The following is a 21,429-nucleotide window of genomic DNA, read 5'->3' on the forward strand; positions in this document are numbered from 1 at the left end:
ACAACTGCCCTGCCTACCTGCAGGGCAGTTTTTCATTTATTTACCCACCCCAAAGCACCGATCTTCTAACAGTCCGCAGGCAAACAAGGGCATTTTTAGTTGGCCATGTCCCATTATTGATGGTTCCCCAGATTGTCTAGTATGGGAAGTATGTCTGATTCATCCGTACTTTCCTCGGCGGACTCAGCCGACACCAGCGGTGGTGTGGCAGCCGACGTAGGCGCGAAGGTGCCTGCTGTTGACGCACAGAGCGGCACCAAGGCGAAGAAGGCTCGCAAGGGGGCGAAAGCCAAAAACAAGGCCAGTACTAAGGCCAGAACTAAGTCCAAGTGCAAGCCCGGCTCCGCAAACGAACCCGCCGTCGCACCGGCGGCCCTGCGCAAATCCGCGTCCTGGTGCCTGGCACAGCTCGACGCGGCTGTCCGTACCAGTGTCAACGCGGCTCTTGGCCGCACTCAGATTGAGTCGATTTCCATCCGCGGATATTGGGTTCTGGAGGCCATCGCCGATGGCGGCGACATGGCTCAAACCGAGCTGAGCGCACTGCTCGGCATGGACCGCTCTGACATGGTTCGCCTAATCGACTCTCTGGAGTCGGCAAATCTAGTCGAGCGCACCCGAGACTCCAAAGATCGTCGCCGCCAGCTCATCGCGCTGACAGAAACGGGCAACACCACCCGCGCATCTCTGCGACGCTCACTCCGCAGAGCCGAGCGCGCCGCCGTCTCTGAATGTGCACCCGAGGTACGCGCGCTGCTTGCATCGCTTGCCGACGACTCCGCTGCAAGCCACGAAGCTGACACCGGTACTCCGCTTTCTGACAATGCCGGCGCGAAGACCCCTGAGACCGCTACCCCAGAGGCCACGGCCACTGAGACAGACACCAAGGGCATGGCGGAGAATAAGACGCAGGCGACGTCGTCAAGCGATGCCCAGCGTCCAAAACGGAAGAAGTCGAAGAAGAAGAAAAAGCGCAAGAAAAAGAAGAAGGGAGCTTCAAAGTGATCAGCACGGAGCAGAAGTTCCTGCGCGCTACGGAGCAGCCGCTTGAGCGCACGCTCATTGACATCGTCCGGGCGACCGCGCGAAGGTTCCCCGAGGCTGAGGCCATCGATGACGGCGAGGTTGTCGTCACGTATGCGGAATTGATCAACGAGATTGATTCCACAGCTACGTGGCTCTACGAACAGGGCATCCGTCGCGGCGACCGCATTGGTGTGCGGATGCCGTCGGGAAACCGCGAGCTCTACCTGGCAATTTTGTCCATCATGGCTGCCGGTGCCGCCTACGTTCCGGTAGACGCGGACGACCCCGACGAGCGTGCCGAAATGGTCTTCGGCGAGGCCGGTATCGCCGGTTACTTCGATGCTGAAGGCCTACATTTGGCTGGCTCCACGGCACGTAATCGCCCCCGCCCGCTGGACTCCGACGCCGACTCCGACGAGGAAGAGACGGAATCGACGCCGCCGAGCGCACGCGAGATCATCTCGCAGGAGCCCACTCCTGACGACGACTGCTGGACTATTTTCACCTCTGGCTCCACCGGCAAGCCCAAGGGCGTGGCGGTCACCCACCGCAGCGCCGCCGCTTTTGTCGATGCGGAGGCCCGATGGTTCTTGGCCAACCACCCGGAAGGACCGCTCGGCCCGGACGACCGCGTTCTCGCCGGCCTGTCCGTCGCCTTCGACGCCTCCTGTGAGGAAATGTGGCTGGCCTGGCGAAATGGTGCTTGCCTGGTGCCGGCACCACGTTCGCTGGTGCGCTCCGGCGTGGACCTGGGCCCGTGGCTGATTTCCCGCCACATCACCGCTGTTTCCACGGTTCCGACGCTGGCTGGCCTGTGGCCCGCCGAGGCACTCGACAGCGTGCGCCTGCTCATCGTCGGCGGCGAAGCCTGCCCGCAAGAGCTGGTCGAGCGCCTGTCCACCCCAGAGCGCGAGATGTGGAACACCTACGGCCCCACCGAGGCCACCGTCGTGGCCTCCGGCATCGAGTTGAAGCCCGGTAAGCCCGTAACCATCGGATACCCGCTGGACGGCTGGGACCTCACCGTCATCGACGAGGAGGGCAACCCCGTCCCACCGGGCACGAAGGGCGAGCTGGTCATCGGCGGTGTGGGACTCGCGCGCTATTTGGATCCGGAGAAGGACGCCGAGAAGTACGCGCCGCTGCCAGCCCTGGGCTGGGAGCGCGCGTACCGCACCGGCGACCACGTCATCATGGATGCGGACGGACTGTACTTCGCTGGCCGCGTCGACGATCAGGTTAAGATCGGCGGGCGCCGTATTGAGCTCGGCGAGGTCGAGGCGCACTTGGCTGCCCTCCCCGGCGCTACTCAGGCGACTGTCGTGGTGCAGAAGACCGGCGGCGGCGACTCCGTCCTGGTCGGCTACGTCGGGGCCGGTGGCGACGCCGCAGCCATGGACTACGACAAGTGCATGGACACTCTCCGCGATGCTATGCCAGCCGCGATGGTGCCACGCCTGCACATCATGGATGAGCTGCCGGTTCGTACCTCCGGCAAGGTCGACAAGGCGGCGTTGCCGTGGCCACTGCCCGCGCGTGCGGGTGAGGGCGACGTCGACAAGCTGAGCCCTGTGGAGAAATGGCTGTCCGATATCTGGGCGGACGTGCTGTCCGTACCTGCGCCCGGCGCGGCCTCGGACTTCTTTGCCCTGGGCGGCACGTCCCTGGCGGCGGCGAGCGTCATCGCGCGCATTCGCCAGCGCGCCCCGCAGGTCGCCGTACGCGATCTCTACGACCATCCCCGCCTGGGCAATCTCGCCGAGGAACTGGTCGCGCGCGGTTTCATCAGCGACGACATGCTTGCCGACGCGCCAGACCCCACCGCCCACCTGGAAAAGGTGCCCGAGCCGACGCCTGTCTCCCGCAAGACCCGTTGGGCGCAGGTCGGTCTCATGGTGCCGCTGCAGTGGGCACGTGGTATGCGCTGGGTAACGTGGCTTGCGATTATCAACTGGGTTATCGGCGGGCCGCTGACACTACCAGGCTGGTTGGTGGCTGTACTGGCCGTGTTGTTCCTGACCCCGCTGGGGGTTATGCCCATCAACGCGGCGACGACACGCCTGCTCACGCGCAACATCACCCCGGGCGACTACCCGCGTGGCGGTTCGGTGCATCTGCGCCTATGGGCGGCTGAACGCCTGACAGAGAGCTCCGGTACGCACTCTGTGGCGGGTGCTCCGTTCGTGCTGTGGTATGCCCGCATGCTGGGCGCCCGCATTGGTAAGGGCGTGAATCTGCACGCGCTGCCGCCGGTGACCGGTCTGGTCAAACTGGATGATTACTGTTCCATCGAACCGGAGGTAGACCTGTCCGGATACTGGGTCGATGGTGATGTCGTCCACGTCGGCGAAGTCACTATTGGCAAGCGCGCCCGCATCGGTGCCCGCTCAACGCTGCTGCCCGGCGCGCGTATCGGCAATGACGCTCACATCGAAGCGGGTTCCACCGTCACCGGTGAAAAGAAGGTCAAGGCCGGCGCGCGCTGGTCGGGTTCCCCGGCTCGCAAGGTCGGCCGGTCCAAGCACCGCTTCCCGGAGGAAGTCCCGCCGGCGCGTCGCCACTGGGTGGCTATCTACGGTCTTACCGCTGTGTTACTGACGCTGGTGCCGCTGTCCGCTGCGGTCGCGATGGCTGCTGTCATCGGTTGGGGCACGGGGCTTATCGACGGCACCACCGAGCTAACCACCTCGAATCTCTGGCCAACGCTGGGCAGCGCCGTGCTGTGGGCTATTCCCGCCACCTTCGTCGGTGTTGCGGTATATGCCCTGCTGACGCTGATTCTCGTGCGCCTGTTCAGCATCGGCCTGAAGCCGGGAGTGTTCCCGGTGCGTTCGCGCGTGGGTTGGCAATCCTGGGCAACAATTCGCCTGATGGATGCTGCTCGTCATGACCTGTTCTTCGTCTACGCCTCCATGCTGACTCCGCTGTGGCTGCGTGCGCTGGGTGCCCGGATTGGCCACGACAGCGAGGTCTCCACCGCGATTGGTATTCCGAAGTTCTTGCACGTCAAGGACGAGTCCTTCTTGGCTGACGACACCATGGTCGGCAGCTACGAACTCGGCGGTGGTTGGCTGCTGGTGGGCGACTCCCGTATCGGCAAGCGCGCCTTCCTGGGCAACTCCGGCATCACGCTTCCGGAACGCAAGCTGGCGAAGAACTCGCTGGTGGCGGTGCTGTCCTCTACGCCGAAGAAGACCAAGTCCGGTTCCAACTGGTGGGGTTCGCCGCCGGAGCGCATGCGCCGTGTGGGCACTGTCTCCAGCGATGAGTCGGCGCAGACCTACCGTCCGACTACGGGGTTGAAGGTCGCCCGCGGCATCGTCGAGACGCTGCGTGTCCTGGCGCCGATGGTCTCTCTCATGCTGGCGACGATCACGCTGTTGAGCCTGCAGGGAATTGGTATGTTCACCGCGGAGCTGGTCACTGCAGGTGGCGTTGGCGCTGCCCTGCTCGGCCTGGTGGTCGCGTGGCTGCTCTCCCCTGCCGTGCTGCTAATCGTTGGTGTGCTGGGGCTGCTCATCACGGCCGTGGCCAAGTGGGTGTGCGTCGGCAAGCACAAGCCCGGTGATCACCCGCTGTGGAGCAAGTTCGTCTGGCTCAATGAGCTGCAGGATGCATTCGTCGAAATGGTCGCCGCGCCGTGGTACCTGAACCCGGCGATGGCCACCGGCGGTATCGCACGCGCGATGCGTCTGCTCGGCGCTAACGTTGGCCACGGCGTGTGGCTGGAGACGTACTGGCTGCCCGAGACCGACCTTGTCACAATCGAGCGAGGTGCTTCTGTCGGCCGTGGTTGTGTCGTTCAGACGCACCTGTTCACCGACCGTGTGATGACGCTCGACACCGTCCACATCGGACACGGCTCCGTACTGGGACCGCACTCAGTCGCACTGCCGGCATCTGTGCTTGACGACGGCTGCCGCGTCGAGCCCGGTTCCCTCGTCATGCGCGGTGATCACGTTCCTGCACACACCTCCTGGCGAGGTAACCCAATTGAGCCGGTAGTGACAAAGAAGAAGTAAGGACTGGACAGAGGGCTAAGTGAGCGAGGTTTCTACTTTATATTGAGTAATTCTTCACATTTTGACGGTTGACCATTTACGCTATTTCACATGACTAATTTTCCTAGCAAAAATGGTTTAGACCAGCCAATCACACCGCTGCGTTTTCTAGAGCGCAGCGCCCGTGTCCACCCGGACAAAATTGGTTTCGTCGACGGCCCGCGTCGCATTACCTTCGCCGAAATGGCCGCCGATGCGCAGGCTTTTGCGCATGCACTGCTCGACGACGGGCTGAAGAAAAACGATCGGGTCGGCGTTCTGGCGGCCAATAGCTACGAAGCCCTTCTCGCGCAGTTCGCCATTCCGCTGGCCGGTGGCGTGGTAGTCGCAATTAATACCCGCCTGGCCGCCAAGGAAATCGAGTACATCCTCGAGCACTCTGAAATCACTACGCTGCTCGGCGAACAACCACTAATTGACACGGCTCTACCAACAGTCGGCCATCTGCTCAAGCAGGTCATCTATATCGCCGACGGCGACGGCAACGAGCCCGAGATTGCTGACACTGCCGCTTACCGGGCTGAAGATATAGCAGCTGCTACTTTTAGCCAGTATTTGGCTGGGGACAGCGTCGTCAAGCGGGAAAAGAATCGCCCGAACCTGCCCTACAGCGTCGACGACGAACACGACCCCATCGCCATCAATTACACCTCCGGTACAACAGGTAAGCCGAAAGGCGTGGTGTACACGCACCGAGGCGCGTACCTCAATGCACTCGGACAGGTGCAAACAATGCACTTCAACCACTACACCGTCTACCTGTGGACGCTGCCAATGTTCCACTGTTCCGGCTGGTGTACCGGCTGGGCGGCGATGTCGACCAGCGCTCGTCAAGTGGCGATTCGCGCTGTTCGTGGTCCCGAAATGTGGCGACTCATCCTCGAGGAAGGGGTCACTGCAATGTGCGGTGCACCAGCTGTACTGACCACACTTGTCGATGATGACAACAAGCGTCGCGTCAGCAATCTGCGCATCATGACCGCGGGCGCGCCACCGAGTCCGACAATTATCACGCGCTGTGAGAATATCGGTGTCGAGATTACGCACGTATACGGCCTCACAGAGTCCTACGGTCCTTTCACGGTTTGTGAATCACAACCTGATTGGAAGGACATGACTGTGCGCCGACGCGCTGTCCTCAAAGCGCGCCAAGGAGTCGCGACCGTTACAAACCAGGATGTTCGCATCATCGAACAAACTGATGCACTCGACGCACCACTGATTGACGTCCCCAGCGACGGCACTACCATCGGCGAAATCATCATGACTGGCAACGGTGTCATGAATGGCTATTTCAAGGATCCCGAAGCCACTGAATACGCTTTTCGTGGCGGCTGGTTTCATACCGGCGACCTCGGTGTCATGCATCCCGACGGCTATATTCAGCTGCTTGACCGCGCGAAGGACGTCATCGTCTCCGGCGGTGAGAACATTTCCACCATTGAGGTCGAGCAGGCTGTGGTCAGCTACCCAGATGTTTCCGACTGCGCTGTCATCGGCGTGCCCGATGACAAGTGGGGCGAACGCCCACGTGCATACGTAGTTCTGCGGCCGGAGGCCCGCTGCCAGGGCACTGCGGAAGAAGCGGCCGAGCACAACAAGAACGTAGCCGAAGTTGTCATTGCACACTGTCGCGCACACATCGCCGGTTATAAGATTCCACGCGATGTAGTTGTCATTGATGAGCTGCCACGCACCTCCACTGGCAAGGTGCGTAAAAATGAACTACGCGACCTAGCCTGGGAGAACGAAAAGACACGCATCAAGGGCTAACAGAGGCCGAAAGTGCTGCCGTTTTCCGAAAACGCGGTGCCCACCCCAATGTGATTATGCTCGTAGTCATAAAGACTATTCATCCCACCTCTTTCAAGGAGTGACCTCGAGTGACCCAGGCTTCCGACACTTCCCTGAGGGGTGCCAAGATTCCGTTCGATGGCCCGGTCCAGTCAGGCATTGAACAGCCCGGCCAGGCACACCTGCGCCTCGTCGCATTAGACCTGAAGGATGGCATCGACGCAGCGGGTCTGAAGGACTTATTCTCCTCGCTTACCGACGTTGCCCGCCGCCTCACCCAAGGCCAGGACATCGAGGGGTATCTGGAACCGGAAATGGTCGCAGCCACCGCAAATCTGACCATTACCGCCGGTTTCGGTGAGCCCATCTTCGACATCCTGGGCAAACCAGAGCGCAAGCCCGCTGGCCTGCACGATATCCCCGCTTTCCAACACGACAGGCTTCGCCCGGAATGGGGCCAGTCGGACTTTGTGTTGCAACTGTGCGGTGACGACCTAGTCACCGTTACTGCCGCGGCCCGCCTGCTGGAAAAGAAAGCAGCTCCGTGGGCTCGCGTGAAGTGGTTCCAGAAGGGCTTCTCCTACGCCTGGGGCTCGCAGCCACACGGCGCTACCCCACGCAACCCGCTGGGTCAGCTCGACGGCACCGTCAACCCGTCCACTCCGGATGAATGGTCCGAACAGGTGTGGATCGACTCCAAGGACAAGGCGATTAACAACTCCTGCGTGATGGTCGTTCGCCGTATCGCACTCGACCTGAACAATTGGGATGAGCTCAGCACCGACGAACGCTCCATCGTTATCGGCCGTGACTTCCACACCGGCGCTCCTCTTTCCGGCGGCAACGACGAGTTCGACGAAGAGGACATGGACGCCATCGATGACAAGGGAGAGTACCTCATCCACCGCCAGTCTCACTTGGCACTGTCCCGTGAGCAAGATGGCCAACCTGACGACGCCCTGCGCCGCCGCGCCTATGCATACGAAGACCAGCCCGGTGAGCCGGCCTTCCCGTTCCAAGGACCGAACGTTGGCCTGGTCTGGGTTGCATTCCAGAAGAACCCGGACAACCAGTTCAGCGCAATCCAGGCCCGTTTGGATCGCGGTGACCTGCTCAATGAGTGGAACCGCCACATCGGCTCCGCTGTGTATTGGATCGCCCCTGGCACCACCCCAGATTCCTACTGGGGCCAGGAGCTGATTGAAGGGTAGAGGCTGCAAGCTGGCGTGCTAAAGCCTGACGGACTAATAAGCTTACGGGCTGCAAATGTGAAACTGACCCAGTTTATGACACTTTCGGGCAAAATTTCTGACCGTTTTCGTCATAAACTCAGTCAGCAACTCCATTGGCCCGCTGCCGCCAGCCATAAGAAAACGCCCGCCGAGTGCCTGAGCACTCCTGCGGGCGTTACTTCTAGACAAGAACTCTGTCAGTCACGAGCCACCGAACTAGTCACCAATCTGGTCGCGGCCGCGCTTAACAATCTTCGGATCCGGAGTACCGACCAGCTCGTGGTCCTTCTCCGTGTACTCGAACTTGCTCAGCACATAACGCATCGCATTGATGCGGGCACGCTTCTTGTCGTTGGACTTGATGGTAATCCACGGGGACTCATCGGTATCCGTGTAGCGGAACTGCTCTTCCTTCGCGCGGGTGTAGTCACCCCAACGATCCAGCGATGCGAGGTCCATCGGAGAGAGCTTCCACTGACGCACCGGGTCAACCTGGCGAATAGCGAAGCGAGTGCGCTGCTCCTTCTGGGTCACCGAGAACCACAGCTTGGTCAGCGAAATACCGGAGCCCAGAATCATGTTCTCCAGCATTGGAACCTCACGCAGGAACTCTGCGTGCTGAGACTCAGTACAGAAACCCATCACGCGCTCAACGCCCGAACGGTTGTACCAAGAACGGTCGAAGAAGACGATTTCGCCTGCGCACGGGAAGTGCTCAATGTAGCGCTGGAAGTACCACGAGGTGGACTCACGCGGCGACGGCTTTTCCAGAGCCACGGTACGAGCACCACGCGGATTCAGGTGCTCATTAAAGCGCTTAATGGTACCGCCCTTACCGGCGGCGTCACGGCCTTCGAAGAGGATGATGTGCTTCTGACCAGTTTCCTTGGTCCAGTTCTGCCACTTCAGAAGCTCAATCTGCAGCTTCCTCTTAATAGACTCGTATTCCTTGCGCGTCATGCGCTCTTCGTACGGGTAGCCATCGCGCCAGGTATCAACCCGCTCACCGTCTGGGGTGACCAGTACCGGATCGTCCTCATCAGAATCATCGACGACGTAACCTTCGGTCTTCGCCAAATCGACGATGTGGAATTCCTCTTCATTCTTGTCAGCCATACCCCTTATCCTACTGAATATCTCTGTCGCACGTCCCCCATGCGGGTGCCCTTACCTGCAATTTCCCAGCAGTTAACGTTCCGTGTTACCAAGATTGTGGGGTGGAACCGCGCACAAAGGCCGTCGATAAGCGCTGCGCGTACAATAAAGGCCATGTTGTTATCCGAAGCTCTTGCCTCCCGTGCAGAAACCGCTGACCGCCTAGCTGAGGTTAGGCGTCGACTAGCAATCGTTTCTCTGGTGCAAGAAGGAGATACCCCCGATGAAGACCCCAAGTCGCTCATCGCTGAAGCCGAACGGCTGATGACGCGCTTCGAGTGGCTAGTGCGCTCTATCAACGCCACTAATTCTGCTACCCCATTCGATGACGGCACGCTTAGCGACGCGCTTGCGAAGCGCGACCACCAGCTAACTCTGCGGGAGTTCTACACTTCCGCAGCCGACAAAGCCTCGGGCCGACGTGATCGATACTCGGCCTCGGAGATTCGTTATGTCGCGACTGTGGATATTCAGTCGTTGCGTAAGAAGGCCGACAGGGCAGCAAAGGAGTACCGCGCGTTGGATACCCGTATCCAGCAAGTTAACTGGGCCACCGAGCTTATTGAGGCCGAAAACAAGCCGGCCGAATAGTACAGCAGCCAGGGCCGGTAGTGAAACCGGCAAGGCTAAAAAGCGAAGCCTATACAATTTAATAAGTCGGTAGTTGCATCCAGATTGTCGGCGAGCGCGACGGCCTGTCTCTGGCCTTAAAGGGACACCCAAAGATCTCACCTGTACTGAGGCAGCAGGATTAATAACAGATAGTCCTCGGCATTGCGTACATGGGTACAGATCATCGGTTATTTTTCACTACCAAGCGCTGAGGCATCTGATGCGACGAGGGTGGGTTCGGGGACTTAAACTTTCTCAAGTTACACAGCAAAAGCGCCGCTGAGGGACACCCCTCAGCGGCGCTTTTTAAGGCTAACTCAAGCAGTTAGGACCTCTCTTAGAAGCCCATGCCACCCATCTCGTCGCCACCCGGCATTGCCGGCATTGCCGGTTCCGGCTTGTCAGCGACAACAGCCTCGGTGGTCAGGAACAGAGCCGCAATGGAAGCGGCATTCTGCAGTGCGGAGCGGGTAACCTTCACCGGGTCGTTGATACCAGCTTCCATCAGGTCGATGTACTCGCCGGTAGCAGCGTTCAGGCCCTCACCCTGCGGCAGGGAAGCAACCTTCTCGGTAACGACGCCGGCCTCGAGGCCAGCGTTCAGAGCAATCTGGCGCAGCGGAGCTGCCAGAGCCGCACGCACGATGCGGACACCGGTTGCCTCGTCGCCGGCCAGACCCAGCTCGTCGTCAAGCACGTGCGAAACCTGCAGCAGTGCAGAACCGCCACCAGCGACGATGCCCTCTTCCACAGCAGCCTTTGCGTTACGGACGGCATCCTCGATGCGGTGCTTGCGCTCCTTGAGCTCGACCTCAGTTGCGGCGCCAGCCTTGATGACTGCAACACCGCCGGCGAGCTTAGCCAGGCGCTCCTGCAGCTTCTCCTTGTCGTAGTCGGAGTCGGAGTTCTCAATCTCAGCGCGAATCTGGTTGACGCGGCCCTCGATAGCGGACTGGTCGCCAGCACCCTCGACGATGGTGGTCTCGTCCTTGGTGACGACGACCTTGCGAGCGCGACCCAGCAGCGGCAGGTCAGCGGTCTCGAGCGACAGGCCGACCTCCTCAGAGATGACCTGGCCATCGGTCAGGATCGCCATGTCCTGCAGCATTGCCTTACGACGGTCACCGAAGCCCGGAGCCTTCACAGCGACAGACTTGAAGGTGCCGCGGATCTTGTTGACGACCAGGGTGGACAGAGCCTCGCCCTCGACGTCCTCAGCAATGATCAGCAGCGGCTTGCCGGACTGCATGACCTTCTCCAGCAGCGGCAGCAGGTCCTTGATGTTGGAGATCTTGCCGGAAACCAGGAGGATGTACGGATCCTCCAGAACGGCCTCCTGGCGCTCCATGTCGGTGGCGAAGTAACCGGAGATGTAGCCCTTGTCGAAGCGCATACCCTCGGTCAGCTCCAGGTCGAGACCAAAGGTGTTGGCCTCTTCCACGGTAATGACGCCTTCCTTGCCGACCTTGTCCATAGCGGTGGCAATCAGCTCACCGATAGCCGGGTCAGCAGCGGAGATACCAGCGGTAGCAGCAATCTGCTCCTTGGTCTCGATGTCCTTAGCGGACTCCAGGAGCTTCTCGGTAACAGCCGCGACAGCCTTCTCGATGCCGCGCTTGATGCCCATCGGGTTGGAGCCAGCAGCAACGTTGCGCAGACCCTCGGAAACCAAAGCCTGAGCCAGAACGGTAGCGGTAGTAGTACCGTCACCAGCGACGTCGTCGGTCTTCTTGGCAACTTCCTTGACCAGCTCAGCGCCGATCTTCTCGTAAGGATCCTCAAGTTCGATTTCACGTGCAATGGAGACACCGTCGTTGGTGATCAGCGGTGCGCCCCACTTGCGCTCGAGGACTACGTTGCGACCCTTCGGGCCCAGCGTAACCTTGACAGCGTCTGCCAGGGTGTTCAGACCCGTTTCGAGACCGCGGCGGGCCTCCTCGTCAAATGCAATCATCTTAGCCATGAGGTTTGAAGAATCCTCCGTCTATTTATGTGGCACTTACATTGGAAGTTGACCCAGGCGCCCGCGACGGCATGTGATTCGAGGGAAGCGCCGCCCTCTCCATCACCGGAGTCAACACTGTACTTTTTAACGACTTTTTCAACACTTGTTTCAGCGTGCGCTGCAGTATGTGCTGCAGTTTGCTGCAACTCGCATACAACGCACACATACACAAGGTGTGAAGTTGTTTTTATTAGCACTCAATTAGAGCAAGTGCTAATTCACTTTTTTAGCACTCAACCCCCTAGAGTGCAAGGTTAAGCGCCGTAACTCCCAACGTCGATGCCACTGCCAACGTCATCATGGTTGTGCGCCTACACTGTCGCACATGAGCATTATTAATAAGGAACTCACGGACGCCCTGCGAGACCACATCTCCAGCCAACGCGAGACCATCCGCACCCAGCTGACCGAGCTGGTGGCTTTCCCCTCCGTACACGGCACCGAAGAAACCAAACAGGCTTGCATTGACGCAGCTCAGGCGGTTACCGAGATGTACGCAGAGCTGGGCATCGAACTGAAGGCGCACCACACCGTCGACGGCTCGATTGCACTGTCGGGTTTCGTCCCCGGGTCGTCGGAAAGCGCGAAGACCGTACTGCTCTACTCCCATTACGACGTTCAGCCGGCGGGCGACGAATCCGCTTGGACCGCAGATCCGTGGACGCTCGACGAGCGCGACGGTCGCTGGTACGGCCGTGGTACTGCCGACTGCAAGGGCAACGTGGTCATGCACCTAGCTGCGCTGCGCGCGCTGCGTGACGACGCGCTTGCAGGCCGCGTCGACATGCCAAACATCAAGCTCATCGTGGAAGGTTCCGAGGAGCGCGGATCGGCGGGCCTGAACAACCTCATCGCCACACAGCCGGAGCTTTTCGACGCCGACGTTATCCTCATTGCGGATGTCGGCAATGCCGAGGTTGGCCAGCCGACGCTCGTGACCACCCTGCGCGGCACCGCCGATGTGGAAGTTCGCGTCGATGCGCTGGAACAGCCTGTTCACTCGGGCATGTTCGGCGGCGCGGCTCCGGATGCACTCGCGGCGCTGATTCGTATGCTCGACAGCCTGCGCGATGAAAATGGCTTTACTTCTATTGATGGCCTGGACTGCTCGCAGCGCTGGGAGGGGCTGGACTACGCGCCAGAAACTTTCCGCGCCGATGCGGGTGTGCTCGACGGCGTGGACCTGATTAGCAACGAGGACGCTTCCGTCTCTGATCTGACCTGGGCTCGTCCGTCTGTGATTGTGACCGGAATCGACTGTCCACCAGCGACCAATGCTGTCAATGCAATCCCATCGACCGCTATGGCGCACATCAACTTCCGCATCCCAGGCGGCGTCGACCCGGCCGAAGCACAGGACGCACTGGAGAATCACCTGCGTGCTCATGCTCCGTGGGGCGTGAAGGTGACGGTTGAGCGCGACGAGTTGGCGAACCCATTCCGGGCCAATGTTGAGGGCAAGGTTGTGCAACTGGTTGCCGACAGCCTGTCGGCCGCCTACAGCAAGGAGACCGCAAGCATGGGCGAGGGTGCCTCGATTCCACTGTGCGCCACTTTGCTCGAGGCCGTACCCGGTGCTGACATCGCGCTCTACGGCGTGGAAGAGCCACAGGCCCGCATTCACTCGGCTGACGAATCGGTGGACCCGAACGAGATTCGCGACATCGCTATTGGCGAGGCAGTTTTCCTGGCTTCCGTCAACGGAATTTAAGTCAATGCCAAAAATATTGGCTGAATGACTTGTGTCACATCTTTTTTCTGTAGTAAGGTTCGACCCATGCAGCAGAACATTCTTATTCGAGTAGCGAAGGCTACGAACCCCGGTGGAGGCCGACAGGACTGACCCCTCCACGCGGGGTCTCTGGCCGCAACTTCTCGAAGCACTTGGTTGGTCCGCCACTCACAGCAAAGCAATTAAGCAAAGGACCAGAAAAGAATGTTTTCCACTCGCACCCAGAAGAACATGTCCACTTCGACGACCTTCACGGGCAAGCGCCCTTCGTTGGAGCATCAGAACAACGGCAATGTGCGAACCTATTCCGACGATCCGTTTAGGGCTCGCTTCGGACATCGCCTGCCTCGCGGCTTGAGGCAGGAAGCTCGTGGCATGAACTGGCAGAAGTTCAAGGACACTTACTCCCCCACTAACGGCCCAATCCAAATCAAGAATTTCGAGGCAACCCGCGGCACCCTGGGCCGCTGGAACTTCAACGCTGATTTGTCACTGACCGACAAGGACGGCCACACTCGCACTTTCACCCAGGAGATTACCGCTATGGGGCCGGTGTCGGCTTGCACCAACTTGCTGGCTGATGCAGGTTACCGCGTTGAAATTGTGGAATTCCACCAGTTCGAGATTTTCGAGGCTACGGCTACCTTTGTCTACGCAGGTCACAACAATGACCATGTGTGGACCATGGGCTTTGGCCAGACTCCGGAGGCTTCTGTGCTCTCCGCTTTGGTCTGTGCTGCTAACCGCCTGCATGGCTAATGCGCAGGTGACATTCGAACAGCACACGAGTAACAAGTGCATTGATTTTGGGGCTTGGCCAGTCGGTTGCCAAGCCCCAAAAAAATGCCCAAATTCCCACCCCCAAATTTTCACCACACCGGAAAAAACTTCCCGTTTTCTCACACTCAGTTAACCCCGTTTTGGATACTTAAGTCCCTAAAACGGGGTTGCATGAACTGGTGCGTTCCATTCATTATGGAGTGGTGACTTCTCTCCTGTGCATCCTGTTCCTTACGGCAGCGATCGCACCATGGACGATTAAGTGGCTCGGAACCCGCGGGTTCCTCGTTCTCAGCCTCCCTCTGGCAGGCGGCGCTATCTACACCGGCGCCCATCTGATTCGCTTAGCTCTAGCGAATGCAAACGGGGAAACTTCCGCAATCACGCAACCCGCCGTCACGCATTTTTCGTGGATGCCCATTATCCACTTGGGTGTCAACCTGCGATTAGGCCCTATTGAATCGCTCTTCGGCACACTGGTTTTGACCATCGGCTTTCTCGTACTGGTGTATTGCTCCGGATACTTCGTCAATCCACCGCCCGGAAAACGCCGTCGCATAGGCTCTTTCGCAGCCCAGATGGTTGCCTTCGCCGCGGCTATGTACGGCCTGGTCATCAGCGACAACATCATGCTGATGTTCGTCTTCTGGGAAATTACCTCGGTTCTTTCCTTCCTCCTGGTGGGCTACTATGCCGAGCGAGCTTCCTCCCGTCGCGCAGCAGGCCAGGCGCTCCTGGTCACGACACTTGGCGGGCTAATCATGCTGGTCGGTATCGTCCTGATGGGAGTGACCACCGGCTTCTGGAACTTCTCCGACCTCACAGCACCTGGCGCGCTGACCACGTCGCAGCTGAACTCCACGGCGGTCTCCACAGCCGCAATCCTGCTGGTCATCGGCGCACTTTCTAAGTCCGCTATCGCACCCTTCCACTTCTGGCTGCCCGGCGCAATGGCTGCCCCTACCCCGGTTTCTTCCTTCCTGCATTCGGCAGCGATGGTCAAAGCCGGTGTGTTCCTGGTCGCCCGCCTCGCACCAACTTTCAACACCACCAGCGCGTGGCAACCAATCATCATCCCGCTCGGCCTGTTGACCATGATTATGGGCGGCTGGATGGCTCTGCGCCAGAAGGATCTCAAGCTGATCATGGCGTATGGCACCGTCAGCCAGTTGGGATTCATCATCACGGTAGCGTCGATAGGCACCCGCGCGACGCTACTGGCCGCCCTGGCGCTGACTCTCGGTCACGCCATGTTCAAGGCCGCGCTATTCATGGTGGCGGGAACGATTGACAGGCTGACTGGTACGCGCGATATCCGTAAGCTCTCCGGGCTGGGCAAAAAGTCGCCACAGCTGCTGGTGATTTCGATTCTCGCTGCCGCCTCGATGATGGGTGTGCCGCCGTTCTTCGGCTTTGTCGCGAAGGAAGCGGCGCTGGAGGCCACGCTCAATGCTGAACCACTGCATGGTATGCCGTCGGTGTTTACCACGATTGGCCTGGTCGTAGGGTCGATTCTTACCGTGGCGTACTCGCTGTACCTGCTGCGAGCCGCGTTTGCGACTAAGGCCGACACGCACGCTAGCGGTGGTGGCACTTCCCCCGTCGTCGCCGAGATGGATTCCCCGACCTGGGATCAGATTGGCCCGGCATGGCTGCTGGCGCTGGCAGGTTTGGTTTTCGGTCTGATTCCGCAGGTCCTCGACTCGATTATCTCGCCTTACCTCACCAGTGCCTTCCCGAATGCGGAAGCAGAATCGCACCTGGCTCTCTGGCACGGCTTCACCCTCCCACTGGCGCTGACAGCCACTATTCTGGTCACAGGCGGCATCATGCACTGGCAGCGCAAACTGGTGCGTCAGCTGCAGTTTGAGCAACCGGCTCTCGGTAGTGCCGATGCGCTTTACGACGGCATCCTGGACTTGGCCCGCCGTCTTTCTCTCCGTGCCACTGCTGCGACCCAGCGTGGTTCCCTTCCGTTAAATGAAGCGGTCATTCTGCTGACCCTCATCGTGCTGTCCATCGGCGCGTTGTTGCTCGGTGACCGTGATGAGCTCCGGATGGAACTGTGGGACTCCGCACCGCAGGGCGCGGTCGCGCTGATTATGATCATCGCGGCTCTGGCCGCTACCCAACAGAAAAACAGGCTCTCCGGTGTCATTCTGGTAGGTGTGACCGGCTACGGTTTGGCCATTATCTTCGCCATGTACGGCGCACCTGACTTGGCTCTGACGCAGCTGCTGGTTGAGACGGTCTCAATGATTGTTTTCGTATTGGTGCTGCGCACGCTCTCGCCACGGGCACCGGCATCAAATCCGCGATGGATACGACACCGTGCATGGCTGGCCATCGCAGTCGGTGTCACTGTCCCAGTGCTGGCCGCCTACGCCATGGGCTCCCGTCGCACTGAGCCGATCTCCGGCGACATTCCGCCACTGGCTCACGACATTGGGCACGGCCAGAATGCGGTGAACGTGCTTCTTGTCGACATCCGTGCCTGGGATACCTTTGGAGAAATCACCGTGCTGGTGATGGTGGCGCTGGGGATTACCTCGCTGGTATTCCGCACGCACACGATGCACATGCGCTCAAAGATCAAGCCGCAGCGGAATCGTGCTCGCCGCACCACCCGCTGGTTGAACACCATCGATGAGTCCGGTGAAGCCGAGCGGTTGCGCTACCCGATCATGGTGCTGGTGGCATCGCGCGTGCTCTTCCCCACCATGATGGTGGTTTCCTTCTACCTCTTTTTTGCCGGCCATAACGATGTCGGCGGTGGCTTCGCCGGTGGTCTCGTGGCTGCGCTGGCACTGACCATGCGTTATCTCATCGGTGGTCGTCGTGAGTTGGCGGCAACTCTGCCGATTCCTAACGAGATACTTCTCGGCGGCGGTCTGCTGGTGTCGGCTCTTAGCGCTGTATGGCCACTGTTCGTGGGTTGGGCTCCGCTGACTTCCTGGTACGGCTCGAAGGAGATTCCGCTGCTCGGCGATGTCACTGTTGTCTCCCCCATGCTCTTTGACCTGGGTGTGTACATGATTGTGGTTGGCACGATTGTCTACATCCTGCGCAGTTTGGGCGGTGGCATCGATGCTCAGATAAACCTTCGCGCTGAGCGTGATCGTTCACGTCGTGTGAATCGAGCCGCACTCGGCCAGTCCCGCCAGCTGCGCAGCAAGTTGGCGGCGGCTAAGCCCGCAGGTGTTAAGTCCGCAGGGGTTAAGTCCGCAGGTGCTAACCCAGCAAGCGTTAAACCTGCCGGCACTAAACCCGCAGGCTCTGCCAATACAGCCACCTCAGAGGCCTCAGAACCGACAGCCCCAGCTAGGACCGAAGGAAAGGACACTCACCAGTGATTCTCAATTTTGTTCTGCTAGCTACTGTCGGCACGCTGATCGCTACAGGGGTGTACCTGTTCCTCGATCGTTCGTTGACGAGGATGCTCATGGGACTGTTGCTGATGGGCAACGGTATCAACCTGCTCATCCTGCTTGGCTCCGGTTCCCCGGGGCAGCCACCGATTTGGGATAGAGAATCGCTAGTCAGCGATGCCCAGGCCGACTCGCTGCCTCAGGCCTTCATCCTCACCGCGATCGTTATCTCTATGGGCATGACCGCCTTCCTGTTGGCTCTGCTCTATCGCCAGCACCGCTACCGCATCGGCGATCACGTGCAAGATGACCACGAGGACCGCAGCCTGGCAATGCGTCGGGCCAGCGACCCATCAGCTGCTCCGGACCACGACAAGTCCGACGATCCCACCACCGGTCGCCCCACAGAGGCCGGCGATAGCTTCGGTCCGGCCAGTTTCGAAAAGCCCGTGACCCCGCCATCCAACTCCCCAGGAGGTGACGACGATGACGACTGAGCAACTAATTCTGGCACTAATTCCGCTGCCTATCATCGTCCCCGCCGCCACCGCCGCGATTGCACTGCTGCTGGCACGTTTTCCCAAAGCACAGCAGGCGATCGCGCTGTTTTCGCTCGGCAGTCTGCTGGGAGTCGCCGGCGCCTTGGTGTATCTCATCTACGCGCACGGCATCCACACGGTCCAGGTGGGCGGCTGGGACGCACCAATCGGCATCACGCTCGTAGCCGACAACCTCGCAGTGTTGATGGTCACCGTCTCTCAGCTGGTCCTCTTTGCCGTGATGTGGTTCGGCATCGGCCAGGGTATTAGCGATGGTGACGAAGATGAGCCGATCTCCGTCTTCGTTCCGACGTACATGCTGCTCAACATGGGCGTCTCAATGGCCTTCTTGGCTGGCGACCTGTTCAATATGTATGTCGGTTTCGAGGTTCTGCTCGTAGCCTCCTACGTGCTGCTCACGCTGGGGGCATCGTCGTCACGCACGCGCGCAGGCGTGTCGTATGTGATGGTCAACATGCTGTCCTCGATGGTGTTCCTGCTGGCGATTGGCCTGGTTTATCAAGCGGTCGGCACGGTGAACTTCGCGCATATTTCTCTGCGTATGGAGGACATCCCCGATGGCACCCGTACCGCGATCTTCGCAGTGCTGCTCGTTGCCTTCGCAGTGAAGGCAGCGGTGTTCCCGCTGTCGGCGTGGTTGCCAGACTCCTACCCCACCGCACCGTCGATGGTTACCGCGGTCTTCGCGGGGCTGCTGACGAAGGTGGGTGTCTACGCGATCATCCGTACGCGCAGTGTCGTTTTCCCAGACGGCAGGCTTGACGACGTCCTGATGTGGGCCGGCCTAGCGACAATGCTCATGGGCATTCTCGGTGCCATGGCCCAAAATGACATCAAACGTCTCTTGTCATTTACGCTGGTGTCCCACATCGGATACATGATCTTCGGTATTGCCGTCGGCAATACGCTGGGACTCGGCGGCGCGATTTTCTACATCGTCCACCACATTCTGGTGCAGACAGCGTTGTTCCTGGTGGTCGGACTTATCGAGCGCCAGGCGGGCTCCTCCTCCCTGCGCAGCCTGGGCGGCCTGGCCAAATCCTCACCATTGCTGGCGCTGCTATACCTCGTGCCCGCGCTCAACCTCGGTGGTATCCCGCCGTTCTCGGGCTTCTTAGGCAAGGTCATGCTCATCGAGGCCGGTGCCCAAGACGGTTCCGTCACCGCGTGGATTCTGGTTGCGGGTTCGATTATCACCAGCCTGCTGACCCTCTACACCATGATTCTCGTCTGGTCGAAGGCCTTCTGGCGCGACCGTTCCGATGCCCCAGAGGGTGACACCGTGCTGGCGCAGCCAGCCGCGCTCCGGGAAAGGACTCAGATGGTTGCTATCGCAGAGCGTGACGACGTCGGCAGGATGCCACTCGGCATGGTGATGCCGACGGCCCTGCTGGTGATGGCCTCTGTGGGGGTTACCATTCTGGCCGGACCACTGTCCAATGTGGCTACCGAAGCGGCAAGCAACGTCGCAAATGTTGATGAGTACCGCGCGGCAGTTCTCGGTATCGACTCGGCCGATGACAAGGGACTGGAGCAACTGAAAAACCCAGGCCGCACCAAGAGCCCGTGGGAGTCGACCCCGGTGACCGAACGTCCCACCAGCACATTGGAAGGGGCAGGTGAAAGCTCATGAGTAAAGCTCGCGCCAAGGTGGCCACAAAACGACCACCGCGTATTTCAATCCTGCTGTTCCTGTTCACGCTGATTATTTGGGTCATGCTGTGGGGCGAGGTGACATTTGCCAATGTGCTTTCGGGAATCCTGGTAGCCACGTTGCTCAACCTCGCCATGCCTATCCCGCCAAACAGCGCGCTGGATATCAACTTCGGTGGCATGGTGCGACTGTTCGGTTCCTGGACAATCGACTTTGTGAAGGCCTCTATTAGTGTCGCCTGGCTGGCCATCCGACGAGATGATCCACCGCCGACGGCCATCATCAAAGTTCCCATGCGTACCAATGACGATATTTCGCTCACAACTGCAATGGCACTAATTAATCTGCAGCCGGGCGGCATCATCGTGGACATCGATAAGCGAAAAAAGACGCTGACCATGCATCTTCTCGACGCTTCGTCGACAGGCAAGGTAGCTGAGCAGATCAACCAGCTGACCCGAATCGAGCGACGGGTGATTCGCGCGTTTGAGAACCGCGATGTCCATGAGCAACCGACTAAGGCAGGCTCTGGCGAAGAGCAGCCGAGCAGTGCGAAAAGCGGCGAGCAAGGCGAAACGAGCAGCGAAAAAAGGGGAGAAAGGAGCAGCCGATGAATCCGGAAGTTTTTAACATTCTGCTCGGCGTAGCTGCTGCAGGCTATTTCATTGCGGTGATGATTACCCTCGGGCACATGATCGCAGGGCCAAACTCGCTGGACCGCCTGGTGGCTCTGGAGTCCATGACTGCAATGTTGCAGGGCATGCTCGCTGCGTTCATGGCCTGGAGCTTGGACACTTCGGTGGTCTACCCAATGCTCATCATTGCGCTGCTCGGTTTCCTGTCTTCGCTGGCAGTCGCCAAGTTCCGTGTTCCGGATGACGGAAAGCAGCCCGCGAAGAGCGCTCGGAAGGGCACGGGGAAAGTCGCAGGACAAGGCTCAGTGAAGGGCGCTCCGAAGAAACCGGTACAGAAAGCGGCGCCGAAGGCAGCACAGAAAGCAGCGTCTAAGGCAACACCTACAGCAGCTCCGAAAACAGTGAAGGGAGAGCCCAAATGATTCTCGTGGCAGACATTATCGCCATCGCACTCATTATCACCGGAATGCTACTGTGCGTTGCAGCGTCCGTGGGATTAATACGCTTCCGCGACACCATCAGTCGCATGCACGCATCCTCCAAGCCACAAACGCTGGGGCTAATTCTGACGCTGTCGGGTTCGCTTTTGCACGTCGCCACGCACGCGTCAGCGCACACAGCTACTAGTAGTGACTTGGCTCTGTTGACCCTGATTATCCTGTTTGCTCTGGGTACATCGCCAATTGTTAGTAACCGCGTTGGCCACGAGGCGTTCAAGGAGAGGCTCGTCGACGAGGACAGCCTCGCCCGCGATGACAGCCGGGAATAACGAGAGGACACTCCCCGTCAAGATTGGACCCCGACCTGGAGCGGAA

At 59.7% G+C, this 21,429-nt stretch carries 15 protein-coding genes; 13 read left to right on the forward strand and 2 right to left on the reverse strand.

Annotation, left to right across the window (positions count from 1 at the left end):
• Window positions 1-150: 150 nt before the first annotated feature.
• The 4 genes from HMPREF2708_RS05745 to HMPREF2708_RS05760 all read left to right on the forward strand — a co-directional run bounded on the left by HMPREF2708_RS05745 (window position 151) and on the right by HMPREF2708_RS05760 (window position 8,092).
• Window positions 151-1,005, forward strand: a complete 855-nt coding sequence (locus tag HMPREF2708_RS05745) for a MarR family winged helix-turn-helix transcriptional regulator (RefSeq protein ID WP_070833405.1) — start codon at window positions 151-153, stop codon at window positions 1,003-1,005.
• A complete protein-coding gene (locus HMPREF2708_RS05750) occupies window positions 1,002-5,048 on the forward strand; it encodes a Pls/PosA family non-ribosomal peptide synthetase (RefSeq protein ID WP_070833409.1) in 4,047 nt (1,348 codons plus the stop codon). Before HMPREF2708_RS05745 ends, HMPREF2708_RS05750 begins: the two co-directional genes overlap by 4 nt.
• A 90-nt stretch (window positions 5,049-5,138) precedes the next feature.
• Window positions 5,139-6,860, forward strand: a complete 1,722-nt coding sequence (locus tag HMPREF2708_RS05755; RefSeq protein ID WP_070833411.1) for an AMP-binding protein — start codon at window positions 5,139-5,141, stop codon at window positions 6,858-6,860.
• Window positions 6,861-6,970: 110 nt separating this feature from the next.
• Entirely contained in the window at window positions 6,971-8,092 is a 1,122-nt protein-coding gene (locus HMPREF2708_RS05760) for a Dyp-type peroxidase (protein WP_070832540.1), read from the forward strand.
• A 237-nt stretch (window positions 8,093-8,329) separates the two neighbouring features.
• Here the strand turns inward: HMPREF2708_RS05760 and ppk2 are convergent, their stop codons facing one another.
• On the reverse strand, window positions 8,330-9,229 hold the full coding sequence (gene ppk2 / locus HMPREF2708_RS05765; RefSeq protein ID WP_005510168.1) for a polyphosphate kinase 2: 900 nt from the start codon (window positions 9,227-9,229) through the stop codon (window positions 8,330-8,332).
• Window positions 9,230-9,382: 153 nt separating this feature from the next.
• Here ppk2 and HMPREF2708_RS05770 point away from each other — a divergent pair, with 153 nt between their 5' ends.
• On the forward strand, window positions 9,383-9,859 hold the full coding sequence (locus HMPREF2708_RS05770) for a DIP1984 family protein (RefSeq protein WP_070833413.1): 477 nt from the start codon (window positions 9,383-9,385) through the stop codon (window positions 9,857-9,859).
• A 358-nt stretch (window positions 9,860-10,217) separates the two neighbouring features.
• Here the strand turns inward: HMPREF2708_RS05770 and groL are convergent, their stop codons facing one another.
• Window positions 10,218-11,843: a chaperonin GroEL gene (gene groL / locus HMPREF2708_RS05775; protein ID WP_070833414.1), complete on the reverse strand. Its 1,626-nt coding sequence runs from the start codon at window positions 11,841-11,843 to the stop codon at window positions 10,218-10,220.
• Window positions 11,844-12,210: 367 nt separating this feature from the next.
• Here groL and HMPREF2708_RS05780 point away from each other — a divergent pair, with 367 nt between their 5' ends.
• The 8 genes from HMPREF2708_RS05780 to HMPREF2708_RS05815 all read left to right on the forward strand — a co-directional run bounded on the left by HMPREF2708_RS05780 (window position 12,211) and on the right by HMPREF2708_RS05815 (window position 21,383).
• The gene (locus tag HMPREF2708_RS05780; protein ID WP_070833416.1) at window positions 12,211-13,596 is read left to right on the forward strand and encodes a dipeptidase; all 1,386 of its coding nucleotides are present in this window, start codon (window positions 12,211-12,213) and stop codon (window positions 13,594-13,596) included.
• 225 nt (window positions 13,597-13,821) lie between these two features.
• A complete protein-coding gene (locus HMPREF2708_RS05785) occupies window positions 13,822-14,376 on the forward strand; it encodes a 2-isopropylmalate synthase (RefSeq protein ID WP_070833418.1) in 555 nt (184 codons plus the stop codon).
• A 221-nt stretch (window positions 14,377-14,597) separates the two neighbouring features.
• A complete protein-coding gene (locus tag HMPREF2708_RS05790) occupies window positions 14,598-17,750 on the forward strand; it encodes a Na+/H+ antiporter subunit A (protein ID WP_141762926.1) in 3,153 nt (1,050 codons plus the stop codon).
• The gene (locus HMPREF2708_RS05795; protein ID WP_038626682.1) at window positions 17,747-18,262 is read left to right on the forward strand and encodes a Na(+)/H(+) antiporter subunit C; all 516 of its coding nucleotides are present in this window, start codon (window positions 17,747-17,749) and stop codon (window positions 18,260-18,262) included. The genes HMPREF2708_RS05790 and HMPREF2708_RS05795 overlap by 4 nt, the downstream gene beginning before the upstream one ends.
• Window positions 18,252-19,958, forward strand: coding sequence for a Na+/H+ antiporter subunit D (locus tag HMPREF2708_RS05800; protein WP_070833422.1), 1,707 nt, complete (start codon window positions 18,252-18,254; stop codon window positions 19,956-19,958). The genes HMPREF2708_RS05795 and HMPREF2708_RS05800 overlap by 11 nt, the downstream gene beginning before the upstream one ends.
• Window positions 19,955-20,593 (forward strand): Na+/H+ antiporter subunit E, encoded by a 639-nt coding sequence (locus HMPREF2708_RS05805; RefSeq protein ID WP_070833424.1) that lies wholly within the window; start codon window positions 19,955-19,957, stop codon window positions 20,591-20,593. The genes HMPREF2708_RS05800 and HMPREF2708_RS05805 overlap by 4 nt, the downstream gene beginning before the upstream one ends.
• Window positions 20,590-21,036 carry a monovalent cation/H+ antiporter complex subunit F gene (locus tag HMPREF2708_RS05810; protein WP_070833425.1) on the forward strand — a complete coding sequence of 149 codons (447 nt, stop codon included), beginning with the start codon at window positions 20,590-20,592 and terminating at the stop codon, window positions 21,034-21,036. Before HMPREF2708_RS05805 ends, HMPREF2708_RS05810 begins: the two co-directional genes overlap by 4 nt.
• Window positions 21,033-21,383, forward strand: a complete 351-nt coding sequence (locus tag HMPREF2708_RS05815) for a monovalent cation/H(+) antiporter subunit G (protein WP_070833426.1) — start codon at window positions 21,033-21,035, stop codon at window positions 21,381-21,383. Before HMPREF2708_RS05810 ends, HMPREF2708_RS05815 begins: the two co-directional genes overlap by 4 nt.
• The last annotated feature ends 46 nt before the right edge of the window (window positions 21,384-21,429 follow it).

This window comes from Corynebacterium sp. HMSC073H12 (assembly GCF_001837775.1).
GTDB classification, from domain to species: domain Bacteria; phylum Actinomycetota; class Actinomycetes; order Mycobacteriales; family Mycobacteriaceae; genus Corynebacterium; species Corynebacterium amycolatum.